At 70.5% G+C, this 25,540-nt stretch carries 26 protein-coding genes; 14 read left to right on the plus strand and 12 right to left on the minus strand.

Annotation, left to right across the window (positions count from 1 at the left end):
* The first annotated feature begins 57 nt into the window (after positions 1 to 57).
* Complete coding sequence (gene pobA / locus GGR66_RS18935) at positions 58 to 1,236, plus strand: 4-hydroxybenzoate 3-monooxygenase (protein ID WP_184449880.1); 1,179 nt, start codon at positions 58 to 60, stop codon at positions 1,234 to 1,236.
* Between the two features lie 88 nt (positions 1,237 to 1,324).
* Here the strand turns inward: pobA and GGR66_RS18940 are convergent, their stop codons facing one another.
* Positions 1,325 to 1,654 (minus strand): hypothetical protein, encoded by a 330-nt coding sequence (locus GGR66_RS18940; RefSeq protein ID WP_184449882.1) that lies wholly within the window; start codon positions 1,652 to 1,654, stop codon positions 1,325 to 1,327.
* Between the two features lie 29 nt (positions 1,655 to 1,683).
* Between GGR66_RS18940 and GGR66_RS18945 the strand changes: the two genes are divergently transcribed.
* Positions 1,684 to 2,172: a nuclear transport factor 2 family protein gene (locus GGR66_RS18945; RefSeq protein ID WP_184449884.1), complete on the plus strand. Its 489-nt coding sequence runs from the start codon at positions 1,684 to 1,686 to the stop codon at positions 2,170 to 2,172.
* Between the two features lie 87 nt (positions 2,173 to 2,259).
* Here the strand turns inward: GGR66_RS18945 and GGR66_RS18950 are convergent, their stop codons facing one another.
* Genes GGR66_RS18950 through GGR66_RS18960 form a run of 3 tightly spaced genes read right to left on the minus strand, consistent with a single transcriptional unit; the run spans position 2,260 to position 5,147 of the window.
* On the minus strand, positions 2,260 to 3,243 hold the full coding sequence (locus GGR66_RS18950) for a PDR/VanB family oxidoreductase (RefSeq protein WP_184449886.1): 984 nt from the start codon (positions 3,241 to 3,243) through the stop codon (positions 2,260 to 2,262).
* Between the two features lie 51 nt (positions 3,244 to 3,294).
* Positions 3,295 to 4,044 carry a GntR family transcriptional regulator gene (locus GGR66_RS18955; protein ID WP_184449888.1) on the minus strand — a complete coding sequence of 250 codons (750 nt, stop codon included), beginning with the start codon at positions 4,042 to 4,044 and terminating at the stop codon, positions 3,295 to 3,297.
* A 26-nt stretch (positions 4,045 to 4,070) separates the two neighbouring features.
* Positions 4,071 to 5,147: an aromatic ring-hydroxylating dioxygenase subunit alpha gene (locus GGR66_RS18960; protein WP_184449891.1), complete on the minus strand. Its 1,077-nt coding sequence runs from the start codon at positions 5,145 to 5,147 to the stop codon at positions 4,071 to 4,073.
* A gap of 326 nt (positions 5,148 to 5,473) precedes the next feature.
* Between GGR66_RS18960 and GGR66_RS18965 the strand changes: the two genes are divergently transcribed.
* From GGR66_RS18965 to pcaC, 8 genes are all read left to right on the plus strand, one after another.
* Positions 5,474 to 6,163 carry a 3-oxoacid CoA-transferase subunit A gene (locus GGR66_RS18965; protein WP_160964546.1) on the plus strand — a complete coding sequence of 230 codons (690 nt, stop codon included), beginning with the start codon at positions 5,474 to 5,476 and terminating at the stop codon, positions 6,161 to 6,163.
* Positions 6,151 to 6,822, plus strand: coding sequence for a 3-oxoacid CoA-transferase subunit B (locus GGR66_RS18970; RefSeq protein ID WP_184449893.1), 672 nt, complete (start codon positions 6,151 to 6,153; stop codon positions 6,820 to 6,822). The genes GGR66_RS18965 and GGR66_RS18970 overlap by 13 nt, the downstream gene beginning before the upstream one ends.
* Positions 6,819 to 8,027, plus strand: a complete 1,209-nt coding sequence (pcaF, locus tag GGR66_RS18975) for a 3-oxoadipyl-CoA thiolase (RefSeq protein ID WP_184449895.1) — start codon at positions 6,819 to 6,821, stop codon at positions 8,025 to 8,027. The genes GGR66_RS18970 and pcaF overlap by 4 nt, the downstream gene beginning before the upstream one ends.
* 85 nt (positions 8,028 to 8,112) lie before the next feature.
* The gene (gene pcaH, locus GGR66_RS18980) at positions 8,113 to 8,832 is read left to right on the plus strand and encodes a protocatechuate 3,4-dioxygenase subunit beta (protein ID WP_184449897.1); all 720 of its coding nucleotides are present in this window, start codon (positions 8,113 to 8,115) and stop codon (positions 8,830 to 8,832) included.
* Between the two features lie 4 nt (positions 8,833 to 8,836).
* Positions 8,837 to 9,394 (plus strand): protocatechuate 3,4-dioxygenase subunit alpha, encoded by a 558-nt coding sequence (gene pcaG / locus GGR66_RS18985; protein WP_184449899.1) that lies wholly within the window; start codon positions 8,837 to 8,839, stop codon positions 9,392 to 9,394.
* Positions 9,395 to 9,461: 67 nt separating this feature from the next.
* The gene (locus GGR66_RS18990) at positions 9,462 to 10,814 is read left to right on the plus strand and encodes a 3-carboxy-cis,cis-muconate cycloisomerase (RefSeq protein ID WP_184449901.1); all 1,353 of its coding nucleotides are present in this window, start codon (positions 9,462 to 9,464) and stop codon (positions 10,812 to 10,814) included.
* A 112-nt stretch (positions 10,815 to 10,926) separates the two neighbouring features.
* A complete protein-coding gene (gene pcaD, locus GGR66_RS18995; protein ID WP_160964536.1) occupies positions 10,927 to 11,706 on the plus strand; it encodes a 3-oxoadipate enol-lactonase in 780 nt (259 codons plus the stop codon).
* A gap of 39 nt (positions 11,707 to 11,745) precedes the next feature.
* Positions 11,746 to 12,138, plus strand: a complete 393-nt coding sequence (gene pcaC, locus GGR66_RS19000) for a 4-carboxymuconolactone decarboxylase (RefSeq protein WP_152235697.1) — start codon at positions 11,746 to 11,748, stop codon at positions 12,136 to 12,138.
* 17 nt (positions 12,139 to 12,155) lie between these two features.
* Here the strand turns inward: pcaC and GGR66_RS19005 are convergent, their stop codons facing one another.
* Positions 12,156 to 12,602 carry a helix-turn-helix domain-containing protein gene (locus tag GGR66_RS19005; RefSeq protein WP_184449903.1) on the minus strand — a complete coding sequence of 149 codons (447 nt, stop codon included), beginning with the start codon at positions 12,600 to 12,602 and terminating at the stop codon, positions 12,156 to 12,158.
* 105 nt (positions 12,603 to 12,707) lie between these two features.
* Between GGR66_RS19005 and GGR66_RS19010 the strand changes: the two genes are divergently transcribed.
* The gene (locus GGR66_RS19010; RefSeq protein WP_255421794.1) at positions 12,708 to 14,012 is read left to right on the plus strand and encodes an MFS transporter; all 1,305 of its coding nucleotides are present in this window, start codon (positions 12,708 to 12,710) and stop codon (positions 14,010 to 14,012) included.
* Here GGR66_RS19010 and GGR66_RS19015 read toward each other — a convergent pair.
* The 3 genes from GGR66_RS19015 to GGR66_RS19025 form a co-directional block, all read right to left on the minus strand.
* Entirely contained in the window at positions 13,906 to 14,775 is an 870-nt protein-coding gene (locus tag GGR66_RS19015) for an IclR family transcriptional regulator C-terminal domain-containing protein (protein ID WP_160964532.1), read from the minus strand. The two genes, GGR66_RS19010 and GGR66_RS19015, sit on opposite strands and share 107 nt — an antisense overlap.
* A 596-nt stretch (positions 14,776 to 15,371) precedes the next feature.
* Positions 15,372 to 16,409 carry an NADP-dependent oxidoreductase gene (locus GGR66_RS19020; RefSeq protein WP_184449905.1) on the minus strand — a complete coding sequence of 346 codons (1,038 nt, stop codon included), beginning with the start codon at positions 16,407 to 16,409 and terminating at the stop codon, positions 15,372 to 15,374.
* Entirely contained in the window at positions 16,406 to 17,365 is a 960-nt protein-coding gene (locus GGR66_RS19025) for an aldo/keto reductase (RefSeq protein WP_184449907.1), read from the minus strand. Before GGR66_RS19025 ends, GGR66_RS19020 begins: the two co-directional genes overlap by 4 nt.
* A gap of 173 nt (positions 17,366 to 17,538) precedes the next feature.
* Here GGR66_RS19025 and GGR66_RS19030 point away from each other — a divergent pair, with 173 nt between their 5' ends.
* Positions 17,539 to 18,396: a class I SAM-dependent methyltransferase gene (locus tag GGR66_RS19030; protein ID WP_184449909.1), complete on the plus strand. Its 858-nt coding sequence runs from the start codon at positions 17,539 to 17,541 to the stop codon at positions 18,394 to 18,396.
* Positions 18,397 to 18,480: 84 nt separating this feature from the next.
* Positions 18,481 to 19,017, plus strand: coding sequence for a pseudouridine synthase (locus tag GGR66_RS19035; RefSeq protein WP_160964797.1), 537 nt, complete (start codon positions 18,481 to 18,483; stop codon positions 19,015 to 19,017).
* Between the two features lie 194 nt (positions 19,018 to 19,211).
* On the opposite strand, the gene GGR66_RS19040 is transcribed toward GGR66_RS19035, so the two are convergent.
* Together GGR66_RS19040 and hrpB are read right to left on the minus strand one after the other, a co-directional pair.
* Positions 19,212 to 19,622, minus strand: a complete 411-nt coding sequence (locus GGR66_RS19040; RefSeq protein ID WP_017908157.1) for a hypothetical protein — start codon at positions 19,620 to 19,622, stop codon at positions 19,212 to 19,214.
* A gap of 357 nt (positions 19,623 to 19,979) precedes the next feature.
* Complete coding sequence (gene hrpB / locus GGR66_RS19045) at positions 19,980 to 22,628, minus strand: ATP-dependent helicase HrpB (protein WP_255421795.1); 2,649 nt, start codon at positions 22,626 to 22,628, stop codon at positions 19,980 to 19,982.
* Positions 22,629 to 22,725: 97 nt separating this feature from the next.
* Between hrpB and GGR66_RS19055 the strand changes: the two genes are divergently transcribed.
* Positions 22,726 to 23,523, plus strand: a complete 798-nt coding sequence (locus GGR66_RS19055; protein WP_184449911.1) for a TatD family hydrolase — start codon at positions 22,726 to 22,728, stop codon at positions 23,521 to 23,523.
* Between the two features lie 339 nt (positions 23,524 to 23,862).
* On the opposite strand, the gene GGR66_RS19060 is transcribed toward GGR66_RS19055, so the two are convergent.
* Both GGR66_RS19060 and panE read right to left on the minus strand, forming a co-directional pair.
* Positions 23,863 to 24,366: a hypothetical protein gene (locus tag GGR66_RS19060; protein ID WP_160964518.1), complete on the minus strand. Its 504-nt coding sequence runs from the start codon at positions 24,364 to 24,366 to the stop codon at positions 23,863 to 23,865.
* A 178-nt stretch (positions 24,367 to 24,544) separates the two neighbouring features.
* Entirely contained in the window at positions 24,545 to 25,489 is a 945-nt protein-coding gene (gene panE / locus GGR66_RS19065) for a 2-dehydropantoate 2-reductase (RefSeq protein WP_184449913.1), read from the minus strand.
* Positions 25,490 to 25,540: the final 51 nt, after the last annotated feature.

Consider the following 25,540-nt stretch of genomic DNA (forward strand, 5'->3'; position numbering starts at 1 on the left):
GTCCTCGGTGCGCTGCAACCGGAACACTGTGGGTCGGTCCCATCTTCTGGAGGACATATGCGTACCCAGGTCGCCATCGTCGGCGCCGGCCCGGCCGGACTGCTGCTCGGGCAGTTGCTGCACGGCCACGGCATCGACACCGTCATTGTCGAACGGCAGACGCCCGAGCACGTGCTGTCGCGGATCCGCGCCGGTGTGCTGGAGCAGGGTACCGCCGACTTGTTGTGCGCCGCCGGTGCCGGCGCGCGCATGCAGCGCGAAGGCATCGTCCACCATGGCTTCGAACTGGCGCTGGAGCAGCGCCGCGAACGCATCGAACTGAGTGCGGCAACTGGCGGCCGTGCGGTCACCGTCTACGGCCAGACCGAAGTGACCCGCGACCTGATGGACGCACGTCAAGCGGCCGGCGCCACCACACTCTATTCCGTCGAGGATGTGCAGCTGCATGACATCGACGGGCGGCAGCCTTGGCTGAGCTTCGTACAGGACGGTGTCACGCAGCGCCTGGACTGCGACTACGTGGTCGGCTGCGACGGCTTCCACGGGGTCAGCCGCCGCGCGATCCCGGCCGAGGTGCTGCGCGTCTACGAGCGGGTCTATCCGTTCGGCTGGTTGGGCGTGCTGGCCGACACCCCGCCGGTGGCCGATGAGCTGATCTATGCGCGCAATGCGCGTGGCTTCGCCCTGTGCAGCATGCGTTCGCCCACCCGCACCCGTTACTACGTGCAGGTGCCGGCGGACGAGCGGGTGGAGGACTGGTCGGACGATCGCTTCTGGGACGAACTACGCAGCCGCCTGCCCGACGACGTGGCGCAGGCGCTGGTCACCGGCCCCTCGCTGGAGAAGAGCATCGCGCCGCTGCGCAGCTATGTCGCCGAACCCATGCAGTACGGCCGCCTGTTTCTGGCCGGCGATGCCGCGCACATCGTGCCGCCGACCGGGGCCAAGGGCCTGAACCTGGCTGCCGGCGACGTCGGCCTGCTCGCGCACCTGTTCGCGCAGGCGCAGCAGGAACGCAGCGACGCGCCGCTGCAGCGCTATTCGGAACTGGCGCTGCAGCGTGTGTGGAAGGCCGAGCGCTTCTCCTGGTGGATGACCACGATGCTGCATCGCTTCCCGGACGAAGACGCGTTCAGCCGCCGCCTGCACGACGCGGAGCTGGACTACCTGCTCGGCAGCGCTGCCGGGCGTGCCACCATTGCCGAGAACTATGCGGGATTGCCGTTGGCGCTTTAAAGCTGGGATTGGGGAGTCGGGATTGGGGATTCGTCGAGCCGCGGCCCAGTCAGTCTGTGCATGTCGATCGTGCCCGTCTTCGCTTTCTTCAAATCCCGAATCCCGAATACCCACTCTCGATAGAAACGTTGTCTATCACCGCGATCGATGACGGCGATGAAAAAAGCGGATCGACGGCGGCGTAGACCGTCAGTGCGTCGCTGCGGCAGGCACCGCATACGAACATTTGGGTGCGTGCTACCGCGTCATTTCTGATGTCGAGGTAACTGTGGCGATGCTCCCAGACCAGGAAAAAAGCCGATAAATCCGCGCGTTTTTCGTAATTTCCCGCGTCGCGCAGCCACTGCGCATTGCTACGCTGCAGCCGCGCCGGTGCCGACGTTGCCGCGCATCGCGGCAGCGCAGCGTCATTGCGCATTCCCCTGTTCCCCCATCGGAGAGTCTTCCATGAAGATCCGCTTTCAGGCCTGTCTGCTGGCGCTGCTGCTTGCGCTCCCGGTCGCGTCCGCGTTCGCGCAGACCGCGGTCACCGCCAATCCCAACCACGAACAGTTGCTGCATGGCGAAGACTGGCGCACCACCGCCAACAAGCGCCTGGTCTACGACTTCTGGCGCATCGTGTTCGAAGCCGGGCACACCGAATATGCGCCGATGTACATGGCCAAGGACTACATCCAGCACAACCCGACCGTGGCCAACGGCCGCGATGCGTTCCTGGCGTTCCTGACGTCGTTCGTCAAGCCGACGCCGATCCAGCCGCGGGTGCAGTTGCCGCTGGTGGCGATCCTGGCCGAGGGCGACTACGTGACCCTGGTGTCGGTGCGCACGCTGCCCGATCCCAAGGACGCCAGCAAGACCTACACCACCACCTGGTTCGACATGTTCCGCATCCAGAACGGCAAGATCCAGGAGCACTGGGACGCGGCGACCAAGTGACGCCGCACGGATGATGAAGACCCGCAGGCGCCGCCCACTGCGGTGGACGGCGCCTGCGGTGCGTACGGATGGCGTCGCGCGTGCGCGTCAGAACGCGTCGGCGCGGTAGCCGGTATCGATGCTGAGGCTGCCGCCCAGCGCGCGCGAGACGCAGGCGCACAGCTTGCGGTTGCTGTGGCGTTGCTCGTCGCTGAGGAACACGTCGCGATGGTCCAGCGGCGCGGCGGCCTCCAACACCTCGACCACGCACAGGCCGCATTCGCCGCGGCGGCAGTCGGCCATGACTTCCACGCCGGCCGCGCTCAGCGCATCCAGCAGCGATTCGTTCTCGGCGACCTGCACGGTCTTGCCCAGCGCCGGCACCTGCACCACGAACGGCTGCGCCGGCGCATTGCCGCTGTTGCCGAAGGTCTCGAAATGCAGGCGTGCACGGGTCCGGCCGTCGTCGCGCCAGCGTTGTCGCAGTTCGTCCAGCAGCGGCAGCGGGCCGCAGGCGTAGACGTCGGCGTTGCGTGGCCACTGCGCGACCTGCGCGGCCAGCTCGAGCTGACCCAGATGCTCAGGACAGAACAGTTGCAGGCGCTCGCCGAGCAGGTCCTGCAGGTGCTCCAGGTAGGCCATGCTGGCGCGGCTGCGGCCGGCGTAGAGCAGCTGGAACGGGATGCGCCCGCGCGCCAGCCGCTGCGCCATGCCCAGGATCGGGGTGATGCCGATGCCGCCGGCGACCAGCACGATGTGCTCGGCGGTCTCGTCCAGCGCGAAGTGGTTGTTGGGCGAGGAAATCTCCAGTTGGTCACCCGGCGCCAGCGTCCACATCGCGCGCGAGCCGCCGCGGCTGTCGGGCACGGCGCGCACCGCGATGCGGTAGTGGCCATCGGCGGCAGGTTCGCCGACCAGCGAGTAGGAGCGCTCGTGCCAGGCCTCGCCGATGCGCACGCGCACGTCGAGGTGGCTGCCGACGCTGAACGGGCGGCTGGCGCGGCCCGGATCGAGCACGATCTCGCGCACGTCCTGGCACGGCGTGGCGACGGCGACGACGCGGGCGATGGTCCACTGGGTGTCTTTGCGCATGGCGGGGTCCGGCAGGCGTGAGAAGGGAAGCGGGTACGGCGTGCGCCGCGATCAGGCGGGCGAGCGGCGCCGCAGCAGGCGGCTGCCGGGGATCTGTCCCAGCGCGTTCTGGTCGTGCAGGGCGTAGTGGGCGTTGCGCTGCGCCAGCCGCGCGTGCTCGCGCATCAACGCTTCGGCGCGCGCGCCCTCGCGGCGCACGATCGCGTCCAGCACCTGGCGGTGCTGGTCCTGCGCGATCGACAGCACGGTGGCGGCCTGGCCGCGCTCGAGCACGAAGCTGCTGGGCGAGGCGAACGGCAGCTGCGCGACCCGCGCGAACTCGCGCGAGAGCAGCGCACTGCCGGCCATCTCGAACAGCAGCGCGTGCAACTGCGCGTTGCAGCCGACATAGCGCGCGAAGGCCTCCTCGCTCAGCGGGCGCGTCGTCAGGATGGCGTCGATCTGGGCCAGCAGCGCCTGCGCCCGCGCCAGCAAAGCCGGCTCGGCACCGCGCTCGGCGGCACGGCGCGCGGCCAGACCTTCCAGGGTGCCGCGCAGTTCGATGGCGTCGTCCACGTCCGCCTCGTCGAACGCCTGCACCGCATAGCCGCCGCCTCGCAGCGGCTGCACCAGGCCTTCTTCGGCCAGCCGCTGCAGGGCGGCGCGCACAGGCGTACGCGATGCACCGAGGCGTTCCACCAGCGCGACCTCGGACAGGCGCTCGCCGGCGGCAAGCGCGCCGGCCAGGATCAGCTCGCGCAGTTCCAGCAGGGCGCGGGTGGTCTGTGCGGCGCTGGAGCGGAACGGATGTGCAGCCGGCATGGCGGGCTCCTGTGTGTGCGGCGGGCTCAGCCGACCATGCGCAGCTGCAGGTCCTGGCTACGCTGCTCGGCGGCGATCATGCGCTCGATCAGGCGCCGCGCCCACATGCCGCCGGCATCGACGTTGAGGTTGTAGAACACGTGGTCCGGATGCGCATCGATGGCGCGCTGCTGCGCTTCCAGGATCAGTTCGTCCTCGCCGAACACGCCGCTGACGCCATCGCGCAGGCGCGTGGTGATCGACTGCTCGTGCAGCGAGTGATTGCGCGCGAACGCCCAGAAGTAGTGGCAGGTGCGATCGGTTTCCGGGGTGATGGTGTTGAGCACGTAGCCGTTGACCCCGCGCGAGCGGTCGCCCTGCGGCGCGCCGCTGCCGGCCACCGCCACGCCGACGTCGATGGCGATGGTGCAGGGCGCTTCGAAGCGGATGATCTGCCAGCGGTCGACCTTGCCGCGGTAGCCGTGCGCGTGTTCGATCTGCCAGGCCCAGAACGGCGGCGGGTCGATGTCCAGCATCCAGCGCGAGACCACCGTGCTGCGTTCGCCGTGGACCACGTCGAACGGCGCCTCGGCGACCTCGTCCTGGCCGATGCTGGAGCCGTGCACGAAGGTCTCGTGGGTCAGGTCCATCAGGTTGTCCAGCACCAGCCGGTAGTCGCACTTGACGTGGATGGTGCGGCCGTCGCCGGCCCAGGCCGGGTCGTCGTTCCAGTGCAGGTCCGGCACCAGCGCCGGATCGGCCAACGCCGCGTCGCCGGGCCACACCCAGACGTAGCGGTGCCGCTCCACGGTAGGGAAGCGGCGCACGCAGGCGGAAGGATTGATCGTGTCCTGCGAGGGCATGTGCACGCAGCGCCCGTTCGCGTCGTAGACCAGGCCGTGGTAGCCGCAGACCACATCGTCGCCGCGCAGCCGGCCCATCGACAGCGGCACCAGGCGGTGCCAGCAGGCGTCCTCAAGCGCGGCCACGCGGCCGTTGCTGGTGCGGTACAGCACGATGTCCAGATTGCACACCTTGCGCGGCAGCAGCGCGTGCTTGACCTCGTGATCCCAGGCGATGGCATACCAGGCATTGAGCGGAAATGCCGGAGCGGACGACTGCATGGCGGCGACCTCGATTGTGTATACAACAGGCTGGGGGATGATCCTTGCGTGTTGCGGCGCACAACCGCGTACTGGGGCCATCGCGCCATCGCCGATGCTCGGCGATGGAAGAATGTATACAACAGGGCGGGGCAGGCGCGCCGTTGCCACGTCGTTAAATTGTTCGTTTATCGAACTATGCATCCGATAATCGGATTGACCGCCCGTCAGTGCCGGCCTAACGTGGCGTCCCGGAGCGACCTGGAGGAGGATGTCGTGGCAGACCCCGTAATGCGCCTGCGCCGCCGTGCGCTGCGCCCCCGGCCGGCGACGGCGGAGCGGCGCCGATGATCGACAAGACCCTGGCTTCGTGCGCCGACGCGGTGGCCGACATCCACGATGGCGCCACGGTGATGATCGGCGGCTTCGGCACCGCGGGCATGCCCGATGCACTGATCGATGCGCTGATCGCGCAGGGCGCACGCGAGCTGACCATCGTCAACAACAACGCCGGCAACGGCGAGACCGGGTTGGCCGCGCTGATCAAGCACAAGCGCGTGCGCAAGATCGTGTGCTCGTTCCCGCGACAGAGCGACTCGCAGCACTTCGACGCGGCCTACCGCGCCGGCGAGCTGGAACTGGAACTGGTGCCGCAGGGCAACCTGGCCGCGCGCATCCACGCCGCCGGCAACGGCCTGGGCGCGATCTTCACCCCCACCGGCTACGGCACCGAGCTGGCCGCCGGCAAGGAGACCCGCGAGATCGACGGCCGCCACTACGTGCTGGAGTATCCGATCCGCGCCGATTTCGCGCTGATCAAGGCGCACCACGGCGACCGCTGGGGCAACCTGGTGTACCGCAAGACCGCGCGCAACTTCGGCCCGCTGATGGCGATGGCCGCGACCTGCGCGATCGTGCAGGTGGAACAGGTGGTGGAACTCGGCGCGCTGGACCCGGAAGCGGTGGTGACCCCGGGTATCTTCGTGCAACGCGTGGTGGCGGTGGCCACCGCACAGGAGGACGCATGCACGCATTGACCAGCCGCGGTATCGACCGCAACGCCCTGGCGGCGCGCGTGGCGCGCGACATCCCCGAGGGCGCCTACGTCAACCTGGGCATCGGCCTGCCGACCGCGGTGGCCAATTTCCTGCCGGCGGACAAGGAGATCTTCCTGCACAGCGAGAACGGCCTGCTCGGCATGGGCCCGGCGCCGCCGCCGGGGCAGGAGGACCTGGACCTGATCAACGCCGGCAAGCAGCCGGTGACGCTGCTGACCGGCGGTTGCTATTTCCACCACGCCGACTCGTTCGCGATGATGCGCAGCGGGCGCCTGGACGTGTGCGTGCTCGGCGCGTTCCAGGTGTCGGTGCATGGCGACCTGGCCAACTGGAGCACCGGTGCGGCCGATGCCATCCCCGCGGTCGGCGGCGCGATGGATCTGGCGATCGGCGCCAAGCAGGTCTACGTGATGATGGAACTGCTGACCAAGCGCGGCGAGCCCAAGCTGGTGAGCGCGTGCAGCTATCCGCTGACCGGGCTGCGCTGCGTGTCGCGGGTGTATACCGACCTGGGCGTGTTCGCGCTCGGGCCGGACGGCGCGCGCGTGCTCGAACTGGTCGAGGGCGTGAGCCTGGACGACCTGCGCCAGGCCACCGGGCTGGCGCTGACCCTGGCCGATTCCACGGAGGCGGCATGAACGAGGCCTACATCATCGACGGCATCCGCACGCCGATCGGCCGCTACGGCGGCGCCCTCGCCGGGGTGCGTGCGGACGATCTCGGTGCGGTGCCGCTGCAAGCGCTGCTGGCGCGGCATCCGCAGCTGGATCCGGCGCAGATCGACGACGTCTACCTGGGTTGCGCCAACCAGGCCGGCGAGGACAACCGCAACGTCGCGCGCATGAGCCTGTTGCTGGCCGGCCTGCCGAGCAGCGTGCCGGGCAGCACGCTCAATCGCCTGTGCGGGTCGGGCCTGGATGCGGTCGGCACGGTGGCGCGCGCGCTGCGCGCCGGCGAGCTCGGCCTGGCCATCGCCGGCGGCGTGGAGTCGATGTCGCGCGCGCCGTGGGTGATGGGCAAGGCGGAGAGCGCCTTCGCCCGCAACCAGCAGCTCGAGGACACCACCATGGGCTGGCGCTTCGTCAATCCGAAGATGCAGCAGCTCTATGGCGTGGACCTGATGGGCGAGACCGCCGAGAACGTGGCCGCGCGCCACGGCATCTCGCGCGAGGACCAGGACGCCTTCGCGCTGCGCAGCCAGCAGCGCACCGCCGCCGCGCAGGCGGCCGGTTTCTTCGACGGCGAGATCACGCCGGTGACCGCGCCGGGCAGGAAGCGCGGCGAGACCATCGCGGTCAGCGTCGACGAGCATCCGCGCGCCGATACCACGCCCGAGGCGCTGGCCAGGCTCAAGCCGATCTTCCGCCAGCCTGGCACGGTCACCGCCGGCAACGCCTCGGGCATCAACGACGGCGCGGCCGCGCTGCTGCTGGCCAGCGCCGCACAGGTGCAGGCGCTGGGCCTGACCCCGCGCGCACGCGTGCTGGGCTTCGCCAGTGCCGGCGTGGAGCCAGCGTACATGGGCATCGGCCCGGTGCCGGCCACGCGCAAGCTGCTGGCGCGGCTGGGGTTGTCCATTGGCGACTTCGACGCGATCGAACTCAACGAAGCCTTCGCCGCGCAGGGCCTGGCGTGCCTGCGCGAACTCGGCGTCGCCGACGATGCCGCCCATGTCAACGCCAACGGCGGCGCGATCGCGCTCGGCCATCCGCTGGGCATGAGCGGCGCGCGCCTCACCCTGACCCTGCTGCGCCAGCTCGAGGCCAGCGGCGGCCGCCGCGGGCTTGCGACCATGTGCGTGGGCGTCGGCCAGGGCGTGGCGCTGGCGATCGAGCGGCTGTAGCCGCTCGCCCATCGACGCTGCGCCCCGCACGCCGGCATCATTCTTCCAGCCAACCGGCTCCGCACGGAGCCAGCGAGACCGCACGATGCACGACGACACCCCCATCGACCCCCTGCTCGGCTATCGCCGCCCGTACCCGGGCACGCAACCGGCCTATCTGCATCCGCCCTACGCCTCCACCGGCGCGCGCGGCCCGATCCGCGATCCGATCGCGATTCCGCTGACCCTGTCCGAGGCCACCGGCCCGACCCTGGACCGCACCACCCTGGGCGACCATGCGGCCGATCTCACCGCCGGCTTCCCCGGCGCGCCGTTGGGCGAGCGCATCATCGTCAGCGGGCGCCTGCTCGACGAGAACGGCAAGCCGGTGCGCAACAGCGTGGTCGAGGTGTGGCAGTGCAACGCCGCCGGCCGCTACCTGCATGCCGGCGACCAGCACGACGCGCCGCTGGATCCCAACTTCACCGGCACCGGCCAGGTGCTGACCGACGACCACGGCCGCTACCGCTTCACCACCATCAAGCCGGGCGCGTATCCGTGGCGCAACCACTACAACGCCTGGCGCCCGGCGCACATCCACTTCTCGCTGCACGGCGACGGCATCGGCCAGCGCCTGGTCACGCAGATGTATTTCCCCGGCGATCCGTTGCTGGCGTTCGACCCGATCTTCAACTGCGTGGAGGATCCCAAGGCACGCGAGCGCATGGTCTCCGCGTTCGACTGGGAGAACACCGCCAACGAGTTCGCGCTGGGCTACCGGTTCGACATCGTCCTGCGCGGACGCAAGCAGACCCCTTGGGAGTGAGGCGATGAGTTTCCAGGCAACCCCTTCGCAGACGGTCGGCCCCTACTACCGTATCGGGCTGGAGCCGCTGTACCGCACCGAGATCGCGCCGGCGCAGGCGCAGGGCACCCACGTGGAAATCGCCGGCAGCGTGTTCGACGGCAACGGTGCGCCGGTCGGCGATGCGCTGCTGGAGATCTGGCAGGCCGATGCCGCCGGCATCTACGACCATGCCGCCGATCCGCGCCGCGGCGAGCACGATCCGGCCTTCCACGGCTGGGGCCGGGTGCCGACCGACGCGCAGGGCCGTTTCGCCTTCCGCACGGTCAAGCCCGGCCGTGTCGCCGGGCCCAAGGGCCTGCAGGCGCCGCACCTGGTGGTGCTGGTGTTCATGCGCGGCCTGCTGCGCGCAGCGCCGACGCGGCTGTACTTCGGCGACGACGACCTGGACGGCGATGCGATCCTGGCGCAGGTGCCGGCCGAGCGCCGCGCCACCCTGGTCGCGCAACCGCTGGCGGCGCACCGCTACCAGTGGGACGTGCGCATGCAGGGCGAGCACGAGACCGTGTTCTTCCGCTATTGAGCACGGCAGACATGCTGCACAGGCCGCAGCGGTTACCCTGCTTGACCTCTCCACCGCGTACGAACCGATGAGCGTGTCCGAGTCCCTGTTGCGCCCGTTGTTCGGCGATCCGATCGTCGATGCGGCGTTCGACGATCGCGCCCGCCTGCAGGCCATGCTCGACATGGAAGCGGCACTGGCACGCGCGCAGGCGCGCTGCGGGGTGATCCCGGCCAGCGCGGTGGCGCCGATCGCCGCGGCCTGCGATGCCGCACGCTACGACCTGCCCGCGCTCGCCGCCGCCACCGCGCTGGCCGGCAATCCGGCGATCCCGCTGGTCAAGGCGTTGACCGCGCAGGTCGCCGCCGCCGACGAAGACGCCGCGCGCTGGGTGCACTGGGGCGCGACCAGCCAGGACATCATCGACAGCGGCGCGGTGCTGCAGCTGCGCACCGCGCTCGACCGCGTGGAGGCGCAACTGGACGCGCTGTGCGCGGCGCTGGCGGCACTGGCGCAGCGCGAGCGCGACACCGGCCTGCCCGGGCGCACCCTGTTGCAGCAGGCGGTGCCGGTGACCTTCGGGCTGAAGGCGGCGGGTTGGCTGGACGCGCTGCAGCGCAGCCGTCGGCGCCTGCAGGCGTTGCGCGAGGATGCGCTGGTGCTGCAGTTCGGCGGCGCCGCCGGCACCCTGGCCGCGCTGCAATCGCAGGGCCTGGCCGTGGCCGAGGCGCTGGCCGCGGAATTGCGCCTGCCGTTGCCGGCGCTGCCCTGGCACGCGGCGCGCGACCGCATCGGCGAGATCGGCGCGGCGTTCGCGTTGCTGGCCGGCAGCCTGGGCAAGATCGGCCGCGACGTCGCCCTGCTGATGCAGTCGGAAGTGGCCGAGGCGTTCGAACCCGCCGCGGCCGGCAAGGGCGGCTCCTCGGCGATGCCGCACAAGCGCAATCCGGTCGGCTGCGTGGTCGCGATCGCCGCGGCCACGCGGGCGCCCGGCCTGCTGGCGACCTTGTTCGCGGCGCTGCCGCAGGAACACGAGCGCGCGGTCGGCGGCTGGCACGCCGAATGGGAAACCCTGCCGGAACTGGTGCGGCTGAGCGCCGGCAGCCTGGCCCAAGTGCGGGTGCTGGTCGAGGGCCTGGAACTGGACCGGGCGCGCATGGCCGCACATCTGGACAGCCACGGTGGCCTGCTCTACGCAGAGGCGGTAGCGGTGACCCTGGCCGCGCACCTGGGCAAGGCCGCCGCGCACGCGCTGGTGGAATCCGCGGTGCGCCGCGCGCTGGCCACGCAGCAGCACCTGCGCGCGATGCTGGCCGAGGAGCCGCAGGTGAGTGCGGTGCTGACACCGGCGGATCTGGATGCGCTGTTCGCCAGCGACAGCTGGCGCGGCATGGCCACGGTGTGGATCGAGCGCGTGCTCGCCGCGCAGGCGCGCGCGTGAGCCGCCGCGCCGTGCCTGTCTGCCGCAGCGTCGGCGACACGTTCTAGACTTGCCGGTGCCGCGCGGTTCCATGCCGTGGCGGCCCAATCCATCTTCCAAGCGAGCGCCGACCATGCCGATCCTCGACCTGCCCACGCATCGTCTGCATTACCGCATCGACGGCAGCGAAGGCCGTCCGTGGCTGACCCTGTGCAATTCGCTCGGCACCGACCTGCACATGTGGGACGCGCAGATCGCGGCGCTGGCCCAGCATTTCCGCGTGCTGCGCTACGACCGTCGCGGCCACGGCGCCTCCACCGCCGCGCCGGCGCCGTACGCCATGGCCGATCTCGGCGGCGACGTGCTGGCGCTCTGGGATGCGCTGTCGATCGAACGCAGCCATTTCTGCGGCCTGTCGATCGGCGGGCTGACCGGGCAGTGGCTGGGCCTGCACGCCGGCGAGCGCCTGCTCAGCCTGACCCTGTGCGCCACCGCGGCCAGGATCGGCAGCGCCGAGAGCTGGCAGGCGCGCATCGACCAGGTCCGCGCCGAGGGACTGGCGCCGCTGTGCGAGGGCACGCGCACGCGCTGGTTCACCCCGGCCTTCGCCGAGGCGCAGCCGGCCACCGTCGAGGCGATCCTGGACAGCTTCCGCGCCACCGACGCGCAGGCCTACATCGGCTGCTGCCAGGCGCTGGCCGAGGCCGACTTCCGCGAGCGCCTGGGCGAGATCCGCGTGCCGGTGCTGGCCGTGGCCGGGCATGACGATCCGGTGTGTCCGCCTGCCGAGTTGCAGGCCATCGCCGCACAGGTGGCGCAGGGCGAGTACGCCGAAGTGCATGGCCGCCACCTGTGCAACGTGGAGTCGCCGCACGCCTTCAACGACGCGCTGCTGCGCTTCCTGCTGCAGTAGCGCGCGCCTGCCTTTCCCCACGTTTCAGGAGTCGACCCGATGGACGAGAACGAACGCTACGCCGCCGGCCTGCAGGTACGCCGCGCCGTGCTCGGCGATGCCCACGTCGACCGCTCGCTGGCCGCGCGCACGCCGTTCACCGAGGAGTTTCAGGAGTTCATCACCCGCACCGCCTGGGGCACGGTGTGGACCCGGGAGGGCCTGCCGCGGCACACGCGTTCGCTGCTGACCCTGGCGATGATGGTGGCGCGCGGCCACGACGAGGAGTTCAAGTTGCACGTGCGCGCGGCGCGCAACAACGGCGTCAGTGCCGACGAGATCAAGGAAGTGCTGCTGCAGGCGGCGATCTATTGCGGTGTGCCGGCGGCCAACCATGCCTTCGCCCTGGCCGCACCGATCCTGGCCGAGCAGGCCGCCGAGGGCGGCGCCTAGAGCGCGCAGCGCTCCGCTCAGCGCACCTTACGCACTTCGGTGTCGGCCGGGCGCAGCCGCGTGCCGTCGGCGGCGCGCGGCTGCATGCGCGCGACCGGCTTGCCGCTGCGCGTGTCGATCAACGCCGAATGGCGCTCGCCGTGGCCGAACAGATGCCGTTCGCCCCACTGCCGCAGCGCCAGCACCACCGCGAACAGGTCCTCGCCCTTGGCGCTCAGCGCGTACTCGCGGTAGGCGCTGCCGTCGGACGCTTCGCGCGTCTCCAGAATGCCGGCTTCGACCAGCTTGCGCAGCCGGTCGGCCAGGATGTTGCGCGCCATGCCCAGGCTGCGCTGGAAGTCGCCGAAGCGACGCACGCCATCGAAGGCATCGCGCACGATCAGCAGTGACCAGCGGTCGCCGATCAGGTCGGCGCTGCGCGCCACCGGGCAGGGCGAATCGGGCAGTGCAGGGCGGGGCGGCATCGGCGTTCCTGGCAGGCGCTCGGCAGTAGTGGTTGCATTTTAAAACCTATCGGCCTAGCCTGGAACAAGTTTCGTTTTGAAACCGGAACAGGCAAGCCATCGATCATGCAATCCGTCACCGCTGCGCCCGCCATGCCGCGGCGCCTGGTCTGGCTGTTCGCCATCGCCAGCGGCCTGAGCGTGGCCAACGTCTACTACGCGCAGCCGCTGCTGGACGTGCTGGCGGCGGACTTCGGCATCCGCCCGGCGGCGGTGGGCGGCGTGGTCAGCGCGGCCCAGATCGGCTGCGCGCTGGCCCTGCTGTTGCTGGTGCCGCTGGGCGACCTGGTGGAGCGCCGCCGCCTGATGGCGGTGCAGGCGCTGGGGCTGGTCGCGGCGCTGGTGGTGGTGAGCGTGGCGCGGTCGGCGCCGGCGTTGCTGGCCGGCATGCTCGCCGTCGGCCTGCTGGGCACGGCGATGACCCAGGGCTTGATCGCCTACGCCGCCAGCGCCGCGGCGCCGCAGGAGCAAGGGCGGGTGGTCGGTGCGGCGCAGGGCGGTGTGTTCATCGGCCTGTTGCTGGCGCGGGTGTTTGCCGGCGGGGTCAGCGAACTGGCCGGCTGGCGCGCGGTCTATGCCGGCGCCGCGGTGCTGATGCTGGCGCTCGCGTGGCCGCTGTGGCGCTGGCTGCCGGTGCTGCCGGTGCCGCCGCAACCACTGCCGTATCCGCGCCTGATCATGTCCATGCTGACGCTGCTGCGGCAGGAGCGCGTGCTGCAGGTGCGCGGCGTGCTGGCGCTGCTGATGTTCGCGGCGTTCAACATCTTCTGGAGCGCGCTGGTGCTGCCGCTGCGCGCGCCGCCCTATGCGTTTTCGCACCTTGCCATCGGCGCCTTTGGCCTGGTCGGCGTGGTCGGGGCGCTGGCGGCCGCGCGCGCCGGGCACTGGGCCGACCGCGGCCACGCCCAGCGCACCAGCGCCGCGGCGCTGGTGGTGTTGGTGCTGGCCTGGTGGCCGTTGTCGCAGTTGCCGCAGTCGCTCGCCGCGCTGGTGCTGGGAATCGTCCTGCTCGACCTGGCCGGGCAGGCGCTGCACGTCACCAGCCAGAGCATGATTCTGCGTCGCCGGCCGCAGGCGCACGGCCGGTTGATCGGCCTGTACATGCTGTTCTACGCGGTGGGCAGCGGACTGGGCGCGATCGCGACGACCGCGACCTACGCGCAGGCCGGCTGGGCGGGCGTGTGTGGCCTGGGGGCGGCGGTCAGCCTGCTGGCGTTGCTGTTCTGGTGGGTGACGCGGCGGGTCGGCGCGGCCTCGGTGGCGCTCAGTCCAGCACCCGGCTCAACTGCTGCGCCGCATGCCGCAGCGCCGGCAGCACCGTGCTCTGCAGGCTACCCAGGGTCATCCGCGCCACCGAGCTGCCGACGTTGAGCGCGGCGACCACGCGATCCTGGCGGTTGCGTACCGGCACCGCCACCGAGCGCAGGCCGATCTCCAGTTCCTGGTCCACCACCGCATGGCCGTCGCGCTGTACGCGCTCGAGCAGGGCCTGGAACTGCGCGCGGTCGGTGACGGTGCGTTCGGTGCGCGGACGCAGCGGGTTGCGCTCCAGGTAGCTGTTCAAGGTGTCGCCCGGCTGCGCCGCCAGCAGCACCCGGCCCATCGAGGTGCAGTACGCCGGCAGGCGGCTGCCGGCGCGCAGGCCGATCGACATGATCCGCACCGTCTCCGCCCGCGCCACGTACAGCAGGTCGTCGCCGTCGAGCACGCCCAGCGAACAGGACTCGTGCAGGGTGTCGCGCAGCGCGTCCAGCACCGGCTGCGCCGCCACCGACAGGGCGGCGGTGGACAGGTAGCCGCTGCCGATGCCCAGCGCGCGCGGCAACAGCACGTAGCCGCGGCCATGGGTGCCGGCGTAACCGAGCTTCTCCAGCGTGTACAGCACGCGCCGCACCGCCGCGCGCGGGATGCCGGTGTCGGCGCTGAGCTGGGCCATGCTGACATCGCGGCTGTGCTGGCCGAAGGCGCTGAGCACGGCCAGACCGCGCGCCAGCGAGGTCATGAAGTTCGGGTCGCCTTCGCATTCGCCGATGCGCCGCATCAGTTCCGCGGCCAGGCCGCGCTCGGGTGGGGTGGGAGCGGTGGCGGCGCGCGCGGTGCGGCGTGCGCGAGGGGGACGCGGGGACTCGGACATGGAAGCGGCGGCGGCGGCGATGCGTCCGATGGTAGTGGCTGTATTCGCGGGCGTCGATGCTGGGGTGTGGTCGAGGGCGCCAGGCGCAAGGCGATCGTCCCCCGTCATGAAGCAGATGGGCACTGCGGCAGCCGCTCCTACGGTTCTTTTTCGTCCGACACGCAAATCTCAAGCGAAAGCAAAGGCTTTCGCCCTTACGGGCGAGTTACTTTGATCAGCCTTCGGCTGCTGAGAAGCACTTCTTTGCTCGCGCAAAGAAAAGGTAACCAAAAGAAAGCGCGCCCTGCCTCGCGCCCTCCGCGCTGCGCGCTCCGGGTCCGCGTCCATCCCGGGGATCCGCGGAAGGGGCATCCTGCCCCTGCCGCGGACGGCGCACATCCATGTGCGCCGCCCTTCGGGTTTTTCCCCGCGATGGCCGCCGCTTCGGAAGGGAACCCGGTAAGTCAAAAACCAAAGGCAAAAGCAACAGCCAAAGCCAAAGCTAAGCGATCGCGACTCCTACAGCGACTCGCGGTGATCGGTGTCCGGGCGTGATGTGGGAGGGACTCTCGTCCCTTTTTGTGGGATTAGTCCCGACAGCCTCGGACCTTCTCGCCTCAGTCGCCCAGCCGCACCACCAGCTTGCCGAAGTTGCCGCCGCTCAGCATGTCGATGAAGGCCTGCGGTGCGTTCTCCAGCCCGTCCACCACGTGTTCGCGATAGCGCACGCGGCCGTCGGCCAGCCAGGCGCCCATCTCGCGCAGGAACTCCGGGTACAGCTTGACGAAGTCGCCGACGATGAAGCCCCGCAAGGTCAGGCGCTGGCGCAGCACCTGGCTCATCAGCGCCGGTAGTCTGTCCGGGCCCGGCGGCAATGCGCCGTTGGCGTTGTAGGTGGCGATGGTGCCGCACACCGGCACCCGCGCGAAATCGTTGAGCAGCGGCAGCACCGCATCGAACACGTGGCCGCCGACGTTCTCGAAATACACGTCGATGCCGTCGGTCGCGGCGGCGCGCAACTGCTCGGCGAAGTCCTTGGCGCGGTGATCCAGGGCCACGTCCACGCCCAGTTCCTCGCGCAGGTAGCGGCATTTCTCCGCGCCGCCGGCGATGGCGATCACCTTCGCCCCGCGCAGCTTCGCGATCTGCGCCACGGTGGCGCCGACCGGGCCGGTCGCCGCGGCCACCGCGACGGTCTCGCCCGGCTGCGGCTTGCCGATCTCGTGCAGGCCGGCGTAGGCGGTGAAGCCAGGCATGCCGTACACGCCCAGCGCAGTGCTCGGCGGCAACGGCGAGTTCGGATCGAGCTTGCGCCGCAGGCTGGCGCCGTCGACGACCAGATGGGTCTGCCAGCCGCCGTTCTGCACCAGCACCAGATCGCCAGGCGCATGGTCGGGGGAGTTGGATTGCAGCACCTCGGCCACGGTGCTGCCGACCATGGTCTCGCCCAGTTGCACCGGCGGCGCGTAGGACGGTGCATCGCTCATGCGCCCGCGCATGTACGGGTCCAGCGACAGCCAGCGGTTGCGCAGCAGCACCTGCCCCGGCCCGGGCGGCGCCAGCGGCGCTTGTTCGGTACGGAAGTTGTCGGTGCCCGGTGCGCCCTGCGGGCGCGAGGCGAGCACGATGCGGGTGGTGTGGGTGGGGGCGGTCATGCGGTTTCCTCACTTGCGGTATTCAATTGCGTGATGTCCTCGGCGGACAGCTGCAGGCGCGCGGCGGCGAGCAGGTCCTGCAGTTGTTCCAGGCTGGTCGCGCTGGCGATCGGCGCGACGATGCCGGGCCGCGCCATCAACCAGGCCAGCGCCACCTGCGTGGGCGTGGCCGCATGCTTGCCGGCGATGTCGTCCAATGCGGCGAGGATGCGCAGGCCGCGCGCGTTGAGATAGCGTGCGACCACGCTTGCGCCGCGCGCCTGGCTCTTGCCGGCGTCTTCGGCACGGCGGTACTTGCCGCTGAGGAAGCCGCTGGCGAGCGCGTAGTAGCACAGCACGCCCAGGCCCTGTTCGCGCACCAGCGGTTCCAGTTCGGCCTCGTAGCCGGCGCGGTCGTACAGGTTGTACTCCGGCTGCAGCGTCTCGTAGCGGGGCAGGCCGTACTGCGCGGAGACGTTCAGCGCCTCGCGCAGGCGCGCGGCGCTGTAGTTGGAGGCGCCGATCGCGCGCACCTTGCCCTGTTCGATCAGCCGCCCGAACGCCGCCAGCGACGCTTCCAGCGGCACCGAATCGTCGTCCTCGTGCGCCTGGTACAGATCGATGACGTCGGTTTGCAGGCGCTGCAGCGAGTCCTCCGCGGCGGCAGCGATGTTGTCGGCCGACAGGCCCGGGCGTTCGGCCCACTTGCCGACCTTGGTCGCGATCAGCACCTTGTCGCGTTTGCCGCTGCGCTTGAGCCACTGCCCGATCAGTGCTTCCGATTCGCCGCCGTGGTTGCCGGGCACCCAGGCCGAATAGATGTCGGCGGTGTCGATGAGATTGCAGCCGGCCTCGACGAAGGCATCGAGCAGGGCGAAGGAGGTCTTGGCGTCGGCGCTCCAGCCGAACACGTTGCCGCCGAACGCCAGCGGTGCCGCATGCAGGCCGGAACGGCCGAGTTCGCGCGTGTGCAGCATGGAATACGTTCCACTGTGGGGGAGGCGACAGGATAGTCGTCAGGGGTTGGATGGCCGTCAAATACGCGAGAAAACATCGTTCTGTAGACGTGATTGGCGCTAACGGAAGTGCAACATTCGGCACTACCGGGCCGCGTGCTAGGCTCGCGGCACCTCTCTTGCGGATGCCTGCCATGACGCTTCGTACCTCGCTCGCTTGCGCCTGTACCCTGGCCGTCGCCACCGCGTTGCTCGCCCCGGCGGCGCAGGCGATCAAGCCCGCCGACACGGCCACGCTGCCGGCACCGGATGCGGCGCTGCAGACGGCGATCAACGGCAGTTGGCGCGATCGCGCCAACGTCGCCCGCGATGCCTATCGCCATCCCGGCCAGACCCTGGCGTTCTTCGGCATCAAGCCGACCCAGACGGTGATCGAGGTCACCCCGGGCAGCGGCTGGTATTCCGAGATCCTGGCGCCGTACCTGCGCGAGCGTGGCCAGTACATCGCCGCGCTGGTCGATCCGGCGGCGGTGCCGGAAGGGCGCGGCCGCGACTACCAGCAGAAGGCGCGCAGCGGCCTGGAGCAGAAGTTCGCCGCGGCGCCGGCGCAGTACGACCGCGCGCGCATCGTGGCGTATGCGCCGAACGCGCCGGTGTTCGGCCCGCCCGGCTCGGCCGACCTGGTGCTGACCTTCCGCAACGTGCACAACTGGCGCATGGCCGGCCAGGCCGAGGGCATGTTCAAGGGCTTCTACCAGGTGCTCAAGCCCGGCGGCGTGCTCGGCGTGGTCGAGCACCGCGCCAAGGCCGACGTGCCGGCCGACGACAAGAGCGGTTATGTCGGCCAGGCGCAGGTGATCGCCATGGCCGAGGCGGCCGGCTTCAAGCTGGCCGGCAAGAGCGAGCTCAACGCCAACCCGCGCGACAGCAAGGACTATCCGGGCGGCGTGTGGACGCTGCCGCCGAGCAACCAGCACGACGCCGCCGACGACGCCAAGTACCAGGCGATCGGCGAGAGCGACCGCATGACCCTGAAATTCGTCAAGCGCTGACCGGCGCGCGGGCGGGGAGGCGCGGGCGCATGGGACAATGCCTGCGCCGCGCCGTGCGGCGCAGGTTTGCTGCCGTTTCCGCCGATGCTGATCGCCTTCAACAAGCCCTTCAACGTGCTGTGCCAGTTCACCGACCGCAGCACGCCGCCGCGGCGGACCCTGGCCGAGTTCGGCCTGCCCGCCGACGTGTACGCGGCCGGGCGCCTGGACTACGACAGCGAAGGCCTGCTGCTGCTGACCGACGACGGCGCGCTGGCGCACCGTCTTACCGATCCGCGGCACAAGCAACCCAAGACCTATTGGGTGATGGTGGAGGGTGCACCGCAACCGGAGCAGTTGCAGCGTCTGCGCGACGGCGTGCTGTTGAACGACGGCCCGACCGCACGGGCCGAGGTGACGTTGCTGGATGCGCCGCCATCGCTGTGGCCGCGCGATCCGCCGGTGCGCTTCCGCAAGAGCGTGCCCGATGCCTGGTTGCAGGTGGTGTTGCGCGAAGGTCGCAACCGCCAGGTGCGGCGGATGACCGCGGCGGTCGGCTTGCCGACCCTGCGCCTGGTGCGTGCGGCGATGGGCGCACACCGGCTGGACGGGTTGGCGCCGGGGGCCTGGCGCGCGCTGTAGTGCGTGTTGTGCCGAGTGACGCGTAGGAGCGTTTCAGCCGCAACATGGGAACCTCTGTAACGCTCCGGTCGCGGTAGACGCCATTCCTGCGTTAGAAAAGCAGGGTCGCAGCGAATCCATAAAAAAAGCGACCGGGATGTCTCCCGGTCGCTGCGTTTGATGCTGCGGCTGCCGTCAGCGGCAGTACGCGGATCTCACTCTTCGGTGGCGTCCTGCGCTGCGGCATTGCGGCGCGTGCCGCGGGTGCTGGCGGCGCTGCGGCGCGCACCGACGTTGCCGCGCTTGTTGGCGGCTTCGATGCGCTGCGCGTTGCCTTCGATCGGCGCGCCCTTGTCGCGCTGGCGCTTGCGGTAGATGGCGTAGCCGAGCAGACCCACGCCCACTGCGGCAGCGGCGATCGCGATGGCCGGGTTGCGGCGCACGGCGGTGCGCGCGACCTTGGAGCCGGTCTTCACTGCACCCATCGCTGCGCCCGCCTTGAGCGCGCCCATCGCCTTGCCCGACTGCAACCACTTGTTCGCCTGCGGGCCGAAGTGCTTGAGGCTGTCGCCGGCGTGGCTGGCGAGATCCAGGGCGCGGTCGGTGATGATGGTCAGCTTGCTCATGGGCGTCCCTACTGGCAGGAATGAAGGGCTGCAGTGTCGCCCGCCTACCGTATACGGGGCGTTAGCGCAGCGCCGCGGATTCGTCTGCCGGCTGAATGCGGGGCGTGGATTTGGTCGCGCCATCAACGGCTGAGTGCGCCGCGTAGGCCTGCCACGCGCACTGCCGTTGGCCGCGTGGCGCAGCGGTGGCTGGCCGTCGGGTCGAGCCGCTTGGAGCCGATTGCGGCTTTCATGACGGCCCATCGGCCTAGGTACGCGCGTGCGTGGCCGCATCGGCGCTCGGACGTGGTCCCGCTTCCCTGGCGCAACCCCGCGTAAGCATGGCATGACGCGCTTACGCGGGGTCGATGACACACGTTAGGTACCGCGCGGCTTGGCGCGGTGGCTGGCGGTGGCGGTCCAGGGGTCGTCCGGCCAGGGGTGGCGCGGGTAGCGACCCTTCATTTCCTTCTTCACTTCCGGGTAGGTGCTGGACCAGAAATTGCGCAGGTCCTGGGTGACCTGCAGCGGCCGCCCGCCGGGTGAGAGCAGGTGCAGCAGCAGCGGCACACGGCCGTCGGCGATGCGCGGGGTGTCGGCCAGGCCGAACAGCTCCTGCAACTTGACCGCCAGCACCGGCGGCTGCGGCTGCCCGGCATGGTCCAGGCTGTAGTCGATGCGCCGTTCCATGCCCGACGGCACCGCGATGCGCACCGGTGCGTGGCGGTCGATGGCCTGGCGCCGGTCCCACGGCAGCCGCGCTTTCAGCGCCTCGCCCAGCTCGTCCTCGCTCAGCGCATCGAGTCGGGTCTTGCCGGCGAAGGCCGGGCGCAGCCAGTCGTCGAGGCTGTCCAGCAGCGCGGCATCGCCCAGGTCCGGCAGGTCCAGTTCCGGCATCCACTGGCGCAGTCCCGCCACCCGCGCGCGCCACTGCGTCAGACCCTCGCTCCAGGGCAGCGCCTGCAGTCCGAGTTCGCGTACCGCCTCGGTCAATGCCGCGGCCGCCTGCGCCGGCTCGACGCGGCCAGCGGGGCGGCTGTCGAGCACGATGCGATCGAAGCGGGTCTCGCGCAGCGCGCTCAGCGCGCGCCGCTCGGCATCCCAGCGCACCACGTCTTCCTGCGCGAAGCGCTGCGGAAACTGCGCGCGCAGATAGGTCTCGTCCACGGGCGCGGCGCGCAGCAGCAGTGCGTCCTTGGCCTCGTGGCGCAGTTCGGTGGCGACCAGCCAGGGCTCGCCGCGCAGGTCGCTGTGCTCGAACAGGCGCACGCTGCGGCCGTTGGCCAACTGGTAGCGCAGCGGATCGCTGGGGTGACGTGTACCGATGCGGTCGGGGAAGGCATGCGCCAGCAGATCGCCGAGTTCGTGCGCCTCCACGCTGTCCGGCGCGGCGGCCTCGCTGCGCAGGCGCCGCCGCCACTGCTTGGCCGCCGCGTCGATCGCCGCCAGCGCACCGCGGTTGGCGTCGTGCGGCACGCGGCCGCGGCGGAACGCGGCCAGGGCACGCCAGCGCGCGGCCAGCGCATCGCCGCCCTGGCGCAGCGGATCGCGTGCTTCGATCAGGGCGGCGAGGTCGCAGGCCAGCGCCTGCGCGCGCGCATCGTTGGCCGCCAGCAGCATCGCCGCCAGCCGCGGATGCGTGCCCAGCGCGAGCATGCGCCGGCCGCTGGCGGTGATGGTGCCGTTTGTGCCGAGCGCGCCGAGCCGCTGCAGCAGCTCGCGGGCGGCGGCCAGCGCACCGGCTGGTGGCGGATCGACGAAGCGCAGGCCATCGCTGCCCCAGGCCGCCAGCTCCAGCCCCAGCCCGGCCAGCTCCACCTGCAGGATCTCCGCGCGGCGTTGCGCCTCCAGGCGTTGCGACTGCGGCCACAGCCGGTAGGCCCAGCCGCTGGCGACACGGCCGGCGCGACCGGCGCGCTGATCGGCCGATGACTGGGCGATGGCGGTCACGTCCAGCCGCGAGAAGCCGCTGTTGGGATCATAGTGCGGCTCGCGCGCCAGCCCGGCATCGATCACCACGCGCACCCCGGGCAGCGTCACCGAGGACTCGGCGACATTGGTCGCCAGCACCACGCGTCGTCGCCCCTGCGGATCGGGCTGCAGCACCTTGCTCTGTTGCTCCACCGGCAACTCGCCATGCAGTAGCAACACCTCCAGCCCGCTCCCTTCTCCCTCCGGGAGAAGGTGGCGCGCAGCGCCGGATGAGGGTGCGCCAGAGGCGGTGCCGGCTGGAGTAGAGCCGGACGCGGCATCTGCTGGGGTAAAGCCAGCCGCGGCACCCGCTGGAGCAACACCCACCGCACCACCACCGACACCCGCCGCTTCCAGCGCCGCCTGCACCCGCCCGATCTCGCGCTGCCCGGGCAGGAACACCAGCACATCGCCCGGATGCTGCTGCAGCGCATGCTCGACCGCACGCCGGGCCTGCGCTTCCAGCGACTCCTCGCGTCGCGCCGGGAAGTGCGCGATCTCCACCGGGAAACTGCGCCCGGCGCTGGATAGCCGCGGAGCATCGAGGAACTGCGCCAGACGCTCGCCGTCCAGCGTCGCCGACATCACCACGATGCGCAGGTCCTCGCGCACCTGCGCCTGTACGTCCAGGGCCAGCGCCAGGCCCAGGTCCGCGGCCAGGTGGCGCTCGTGGAATTCGTCGAACAGCAGCGCGCCGACCCCGTCGAGCATCGGGTCGTCCTGCAGCATGCGGGTCAGGATGCCCTCGGTGACCACCTCGATACGGGTACGCGCGGACACCTTGTTCTCGAAGCGGATGCGGTAGCCCACGGTCTCGCCCGGCGCTTCGCCGCGCTGCCGGGCCATGAAGGTAGCGGCGCTGCGCGCGGCGACGCGACGCGGTTCCAGCATCACGATGCGCCGGCCTTGCAGCCAGGGCGCGCCGAGCAGCGCCGGCGGCACCTGGGTGGTCTTGCCGGCGCCGGGCGGGGCTTCCAGCACCAGGCGCGGATGGGCGGCGAGGCTGTCGCGGATCTGCGGCAGCAGCGGGTCGATCGGAAACACGGCGGACGTCATCGGCCAAGGATACGGGGCCGCTGCGCCGCTGTAGAGCGGTGGCAGGCCCACGGCCCGTACAATCAGCCGCTTTCCCGGCTGATTCCCGCGCAACCGCATGACCCTGATCGACATCGGCGCCAACCTCACCCACGAGTCCTTCGATCGCGACCGCGACGCGGTGCTGGAGCGCGCCCGCGCCGCCGGCGTCGCGCAACTGGTGGTCACCGGCGCCAGCCGCGAGCACTCGCCGCTGGCGCTGCAGTTGGCGCGGCAGCATCCGGGCCTGCTGTACGCCACCGCCGGCGTGCATCCGCACCACGCGGTGGAATACACCGCCGAATGCGATGCCGAACTGCGCGCGCTGCATGCGCATGCCGAGGTGGTGGCGGTGGGCGAGTGCGGCCTGGACTACTTCCGCGACTTCTCGCCGCGGCCGGCGCAGCACCGCGCTTTCGAGCGGCAACTGCAGCTGGCGGTGGACACCGGCAAGCCGCTGTTCCTGCACCAGCGCGACGCCCATGCCGACTTCATGGCACTGATGCGCCAGTTCGACGGCAAGCTCGGCCCGGCGGTGGTGCATTGCTTTACCGGCAGCCGCGAGGAACTGTTCGACTACCTGGACCGCGACTGGTACATCGGCATCACCGGTTGGCTGTGCGACGAACGCCGCGGCGCGCACCTGCGCGAGCTGGTGAAGCACATTCCCGCCGAGCGGCTGATGATCGAGACCGACGCGCCGTACCTGCTGCCGCGCACGCTCAAGCCGACGCCGAAGGACCGCCGCAACGAGCCGGCGTTCCTCGCGCACATCATCGAGGAACTGGCGCGCGACCGCGGCGAGGACGTAGCCACTGTCGCTGCTTCCAGCACTGCCGCCGCGCGGACCTTCTTCCGTTTGCCGATGCCGGCCTGAGTACGTCGCCGCAGCGGGTTTCGTGATTGGAGATTCGTGATTGGGGATTGGGGATTCGTAAGAGCGTGCTTGGCTGTACGCGTTTTTTGTAGGAGCGGCTTCAGACGCGACCGGTCACCGGTCGCGGCTGATGGCCCGGCGACCATACCGATACTTTGCGCGGCCCTGCTGGCCGATGCGCCGCTGGGAGAGCCTGGACGGAGGGGCGTGGGATTTTCTTGTGGGAGGGACTTCAGTCCCGACGCCTGACGGTGTCAGTCGGCGTTGGGCTTCATCCGTCGCGGCTGAAGCCGCTCCTACGTGGGTAACGTGAGTCGGCCTGCCCGGGCGACGCCCTCCTCAATCGACCTGCGCGTCCTCGCGCTTCGCTTCGGCCATCGCTTCCGGCTCCAGCTCCTCGGCGCTGCGGTTGAGCTTGACGAACACGCCCCAGGCGACCAGCAGCAGTGCTGCGCACAGGCCGACCGCGGCGGCGTAGGGCAGCTTGGCCGGGTCGTCGTGCATCAGTTCGAAGATCGACACCAGGGTCTCGATCGCCAGGGCGATGACGATGACCACGAAGAACCGCGACAGATAGCGGCGCACCCGGGTCGGCCCACTGACCTTGACGTCGCGCTGCACCTCTTCCTCGTAGATGGTCTGGCCCAGTTCCAGGGTCACCAGCGCCACGGTGAGCAGCCCGATCGCTTCCAGCACCACGTTGAAGCGGTCGCGCACCACCAGTTCGCCGCCCGGCGTCAGGCCGTGCCACAGCTCCAGCACGGCCATGCAGATCAGCCCGGCCGCGCACAGCAGGAACAGCACGATGATGAGGAAATGCCCGCCGCGGAACAGTTTTTCCATGCGCGTGCCCGTTGCCGCCCCTGAGTGGTGGGCGAGCATAGGCGCCAGGCGCGTCTGCGGCGCGCGAAGATGCATGTCCTATGGGGGGTAGGGGAGGCCCATGACCTGCGGCGCGCAGCGCATCGTGGCAGGCGCGAAGGACGGGGCGGCGTACCGCGCCGCTTCCTCGCGGCGCCCGTCAGCGTGCGGGGAGGCCGGCCTGGTATGCCTGCAGGTGGCAGTACGCGGCCATCAACAGCGGCGCGGCGTGCCCGGCGCTGCGGGCGCGGGCGAGCATGTCGCCGACGATCTGCTGTGCTTCCACCTGCTGCCCGGCTTCCAGGTCGCGCAGCATCGATGCCTTCATCGGCGAGCCGGGCTGGGTCAGCAATTGCAGCGCGCTGGCTTGCGCCGCCTCGGGCACCGGTTCGCCGGCGGCCGCCGCCACCGCCGTGCATTCGGCATACAGGCCACGCACCAGCGTCACGCCATCGTCGCTGGCGACGATGCGCCCGATCGGCGCACGCATCAGGCAGGTGGCGGAGGCCAGTGCGGTGAGGAAGGTGTACTTGATCCATTGTTCCTGCGCGATCCGCGGCGCAGCCAGATGATCCACTTCGGCCTGCGTGCAGGCCTCGGCCAGGGCACGCACGCGTGCGCTGTCGGCACCGCGCCCGTCGCGCTCGCCGAAGGTCAGCGAGGCCGGCTTGGCCAGGTGCTGGATCGCGCCATCGGCGTCGAGCACGGCGCTGATGAAGCACAGCCCACCGATCACCCGTTCCGCACCGAAGCGCGCATCCAGTGCCCGGTAGTGGCGCAGGCCATTGAGGATCGGCAATACGCTGGTGCCGTCCAGTACCGCCGGCGCCACCGCGTCCAGCGCACTATCCAGGTCATAGGCCTTGCAGCTGAGCAATACCAGATCGAACGGCCGTGCCTGTGCCGCGCCGGGCAATGCTTCTACCGTGAGTGTCTTGACCGCGATCGCCGCATCGCCGCGCGGACTACGGATGCGCAGACCATCGCGTTGCAGGCGCGCGGCCCGCGCTGGTCGCACCAGGAAGCTGACATCGACGCCGGCCTGGGCCAGGCGTCCGCCAAAGTAACCGCCGGTCGCACCGGCACCGAGAATGAGGATACGCATGGGACGAGGGTCGCAAGAGAGTGGGGATGCGACCCGCTGTCGGGACGCGTA

The organism is Xanthomonas sp. 3498 (assembly GCF_014199795.1).
GTDB classification, from domain to species: domain Bacteria; phylum Pseudomonadota; class Gammaproteobacteria; order Xanthomonadales; family Xanthomonadaceae; genus Xanthomonas_A; species Xanthomonas_A rydalmerensis.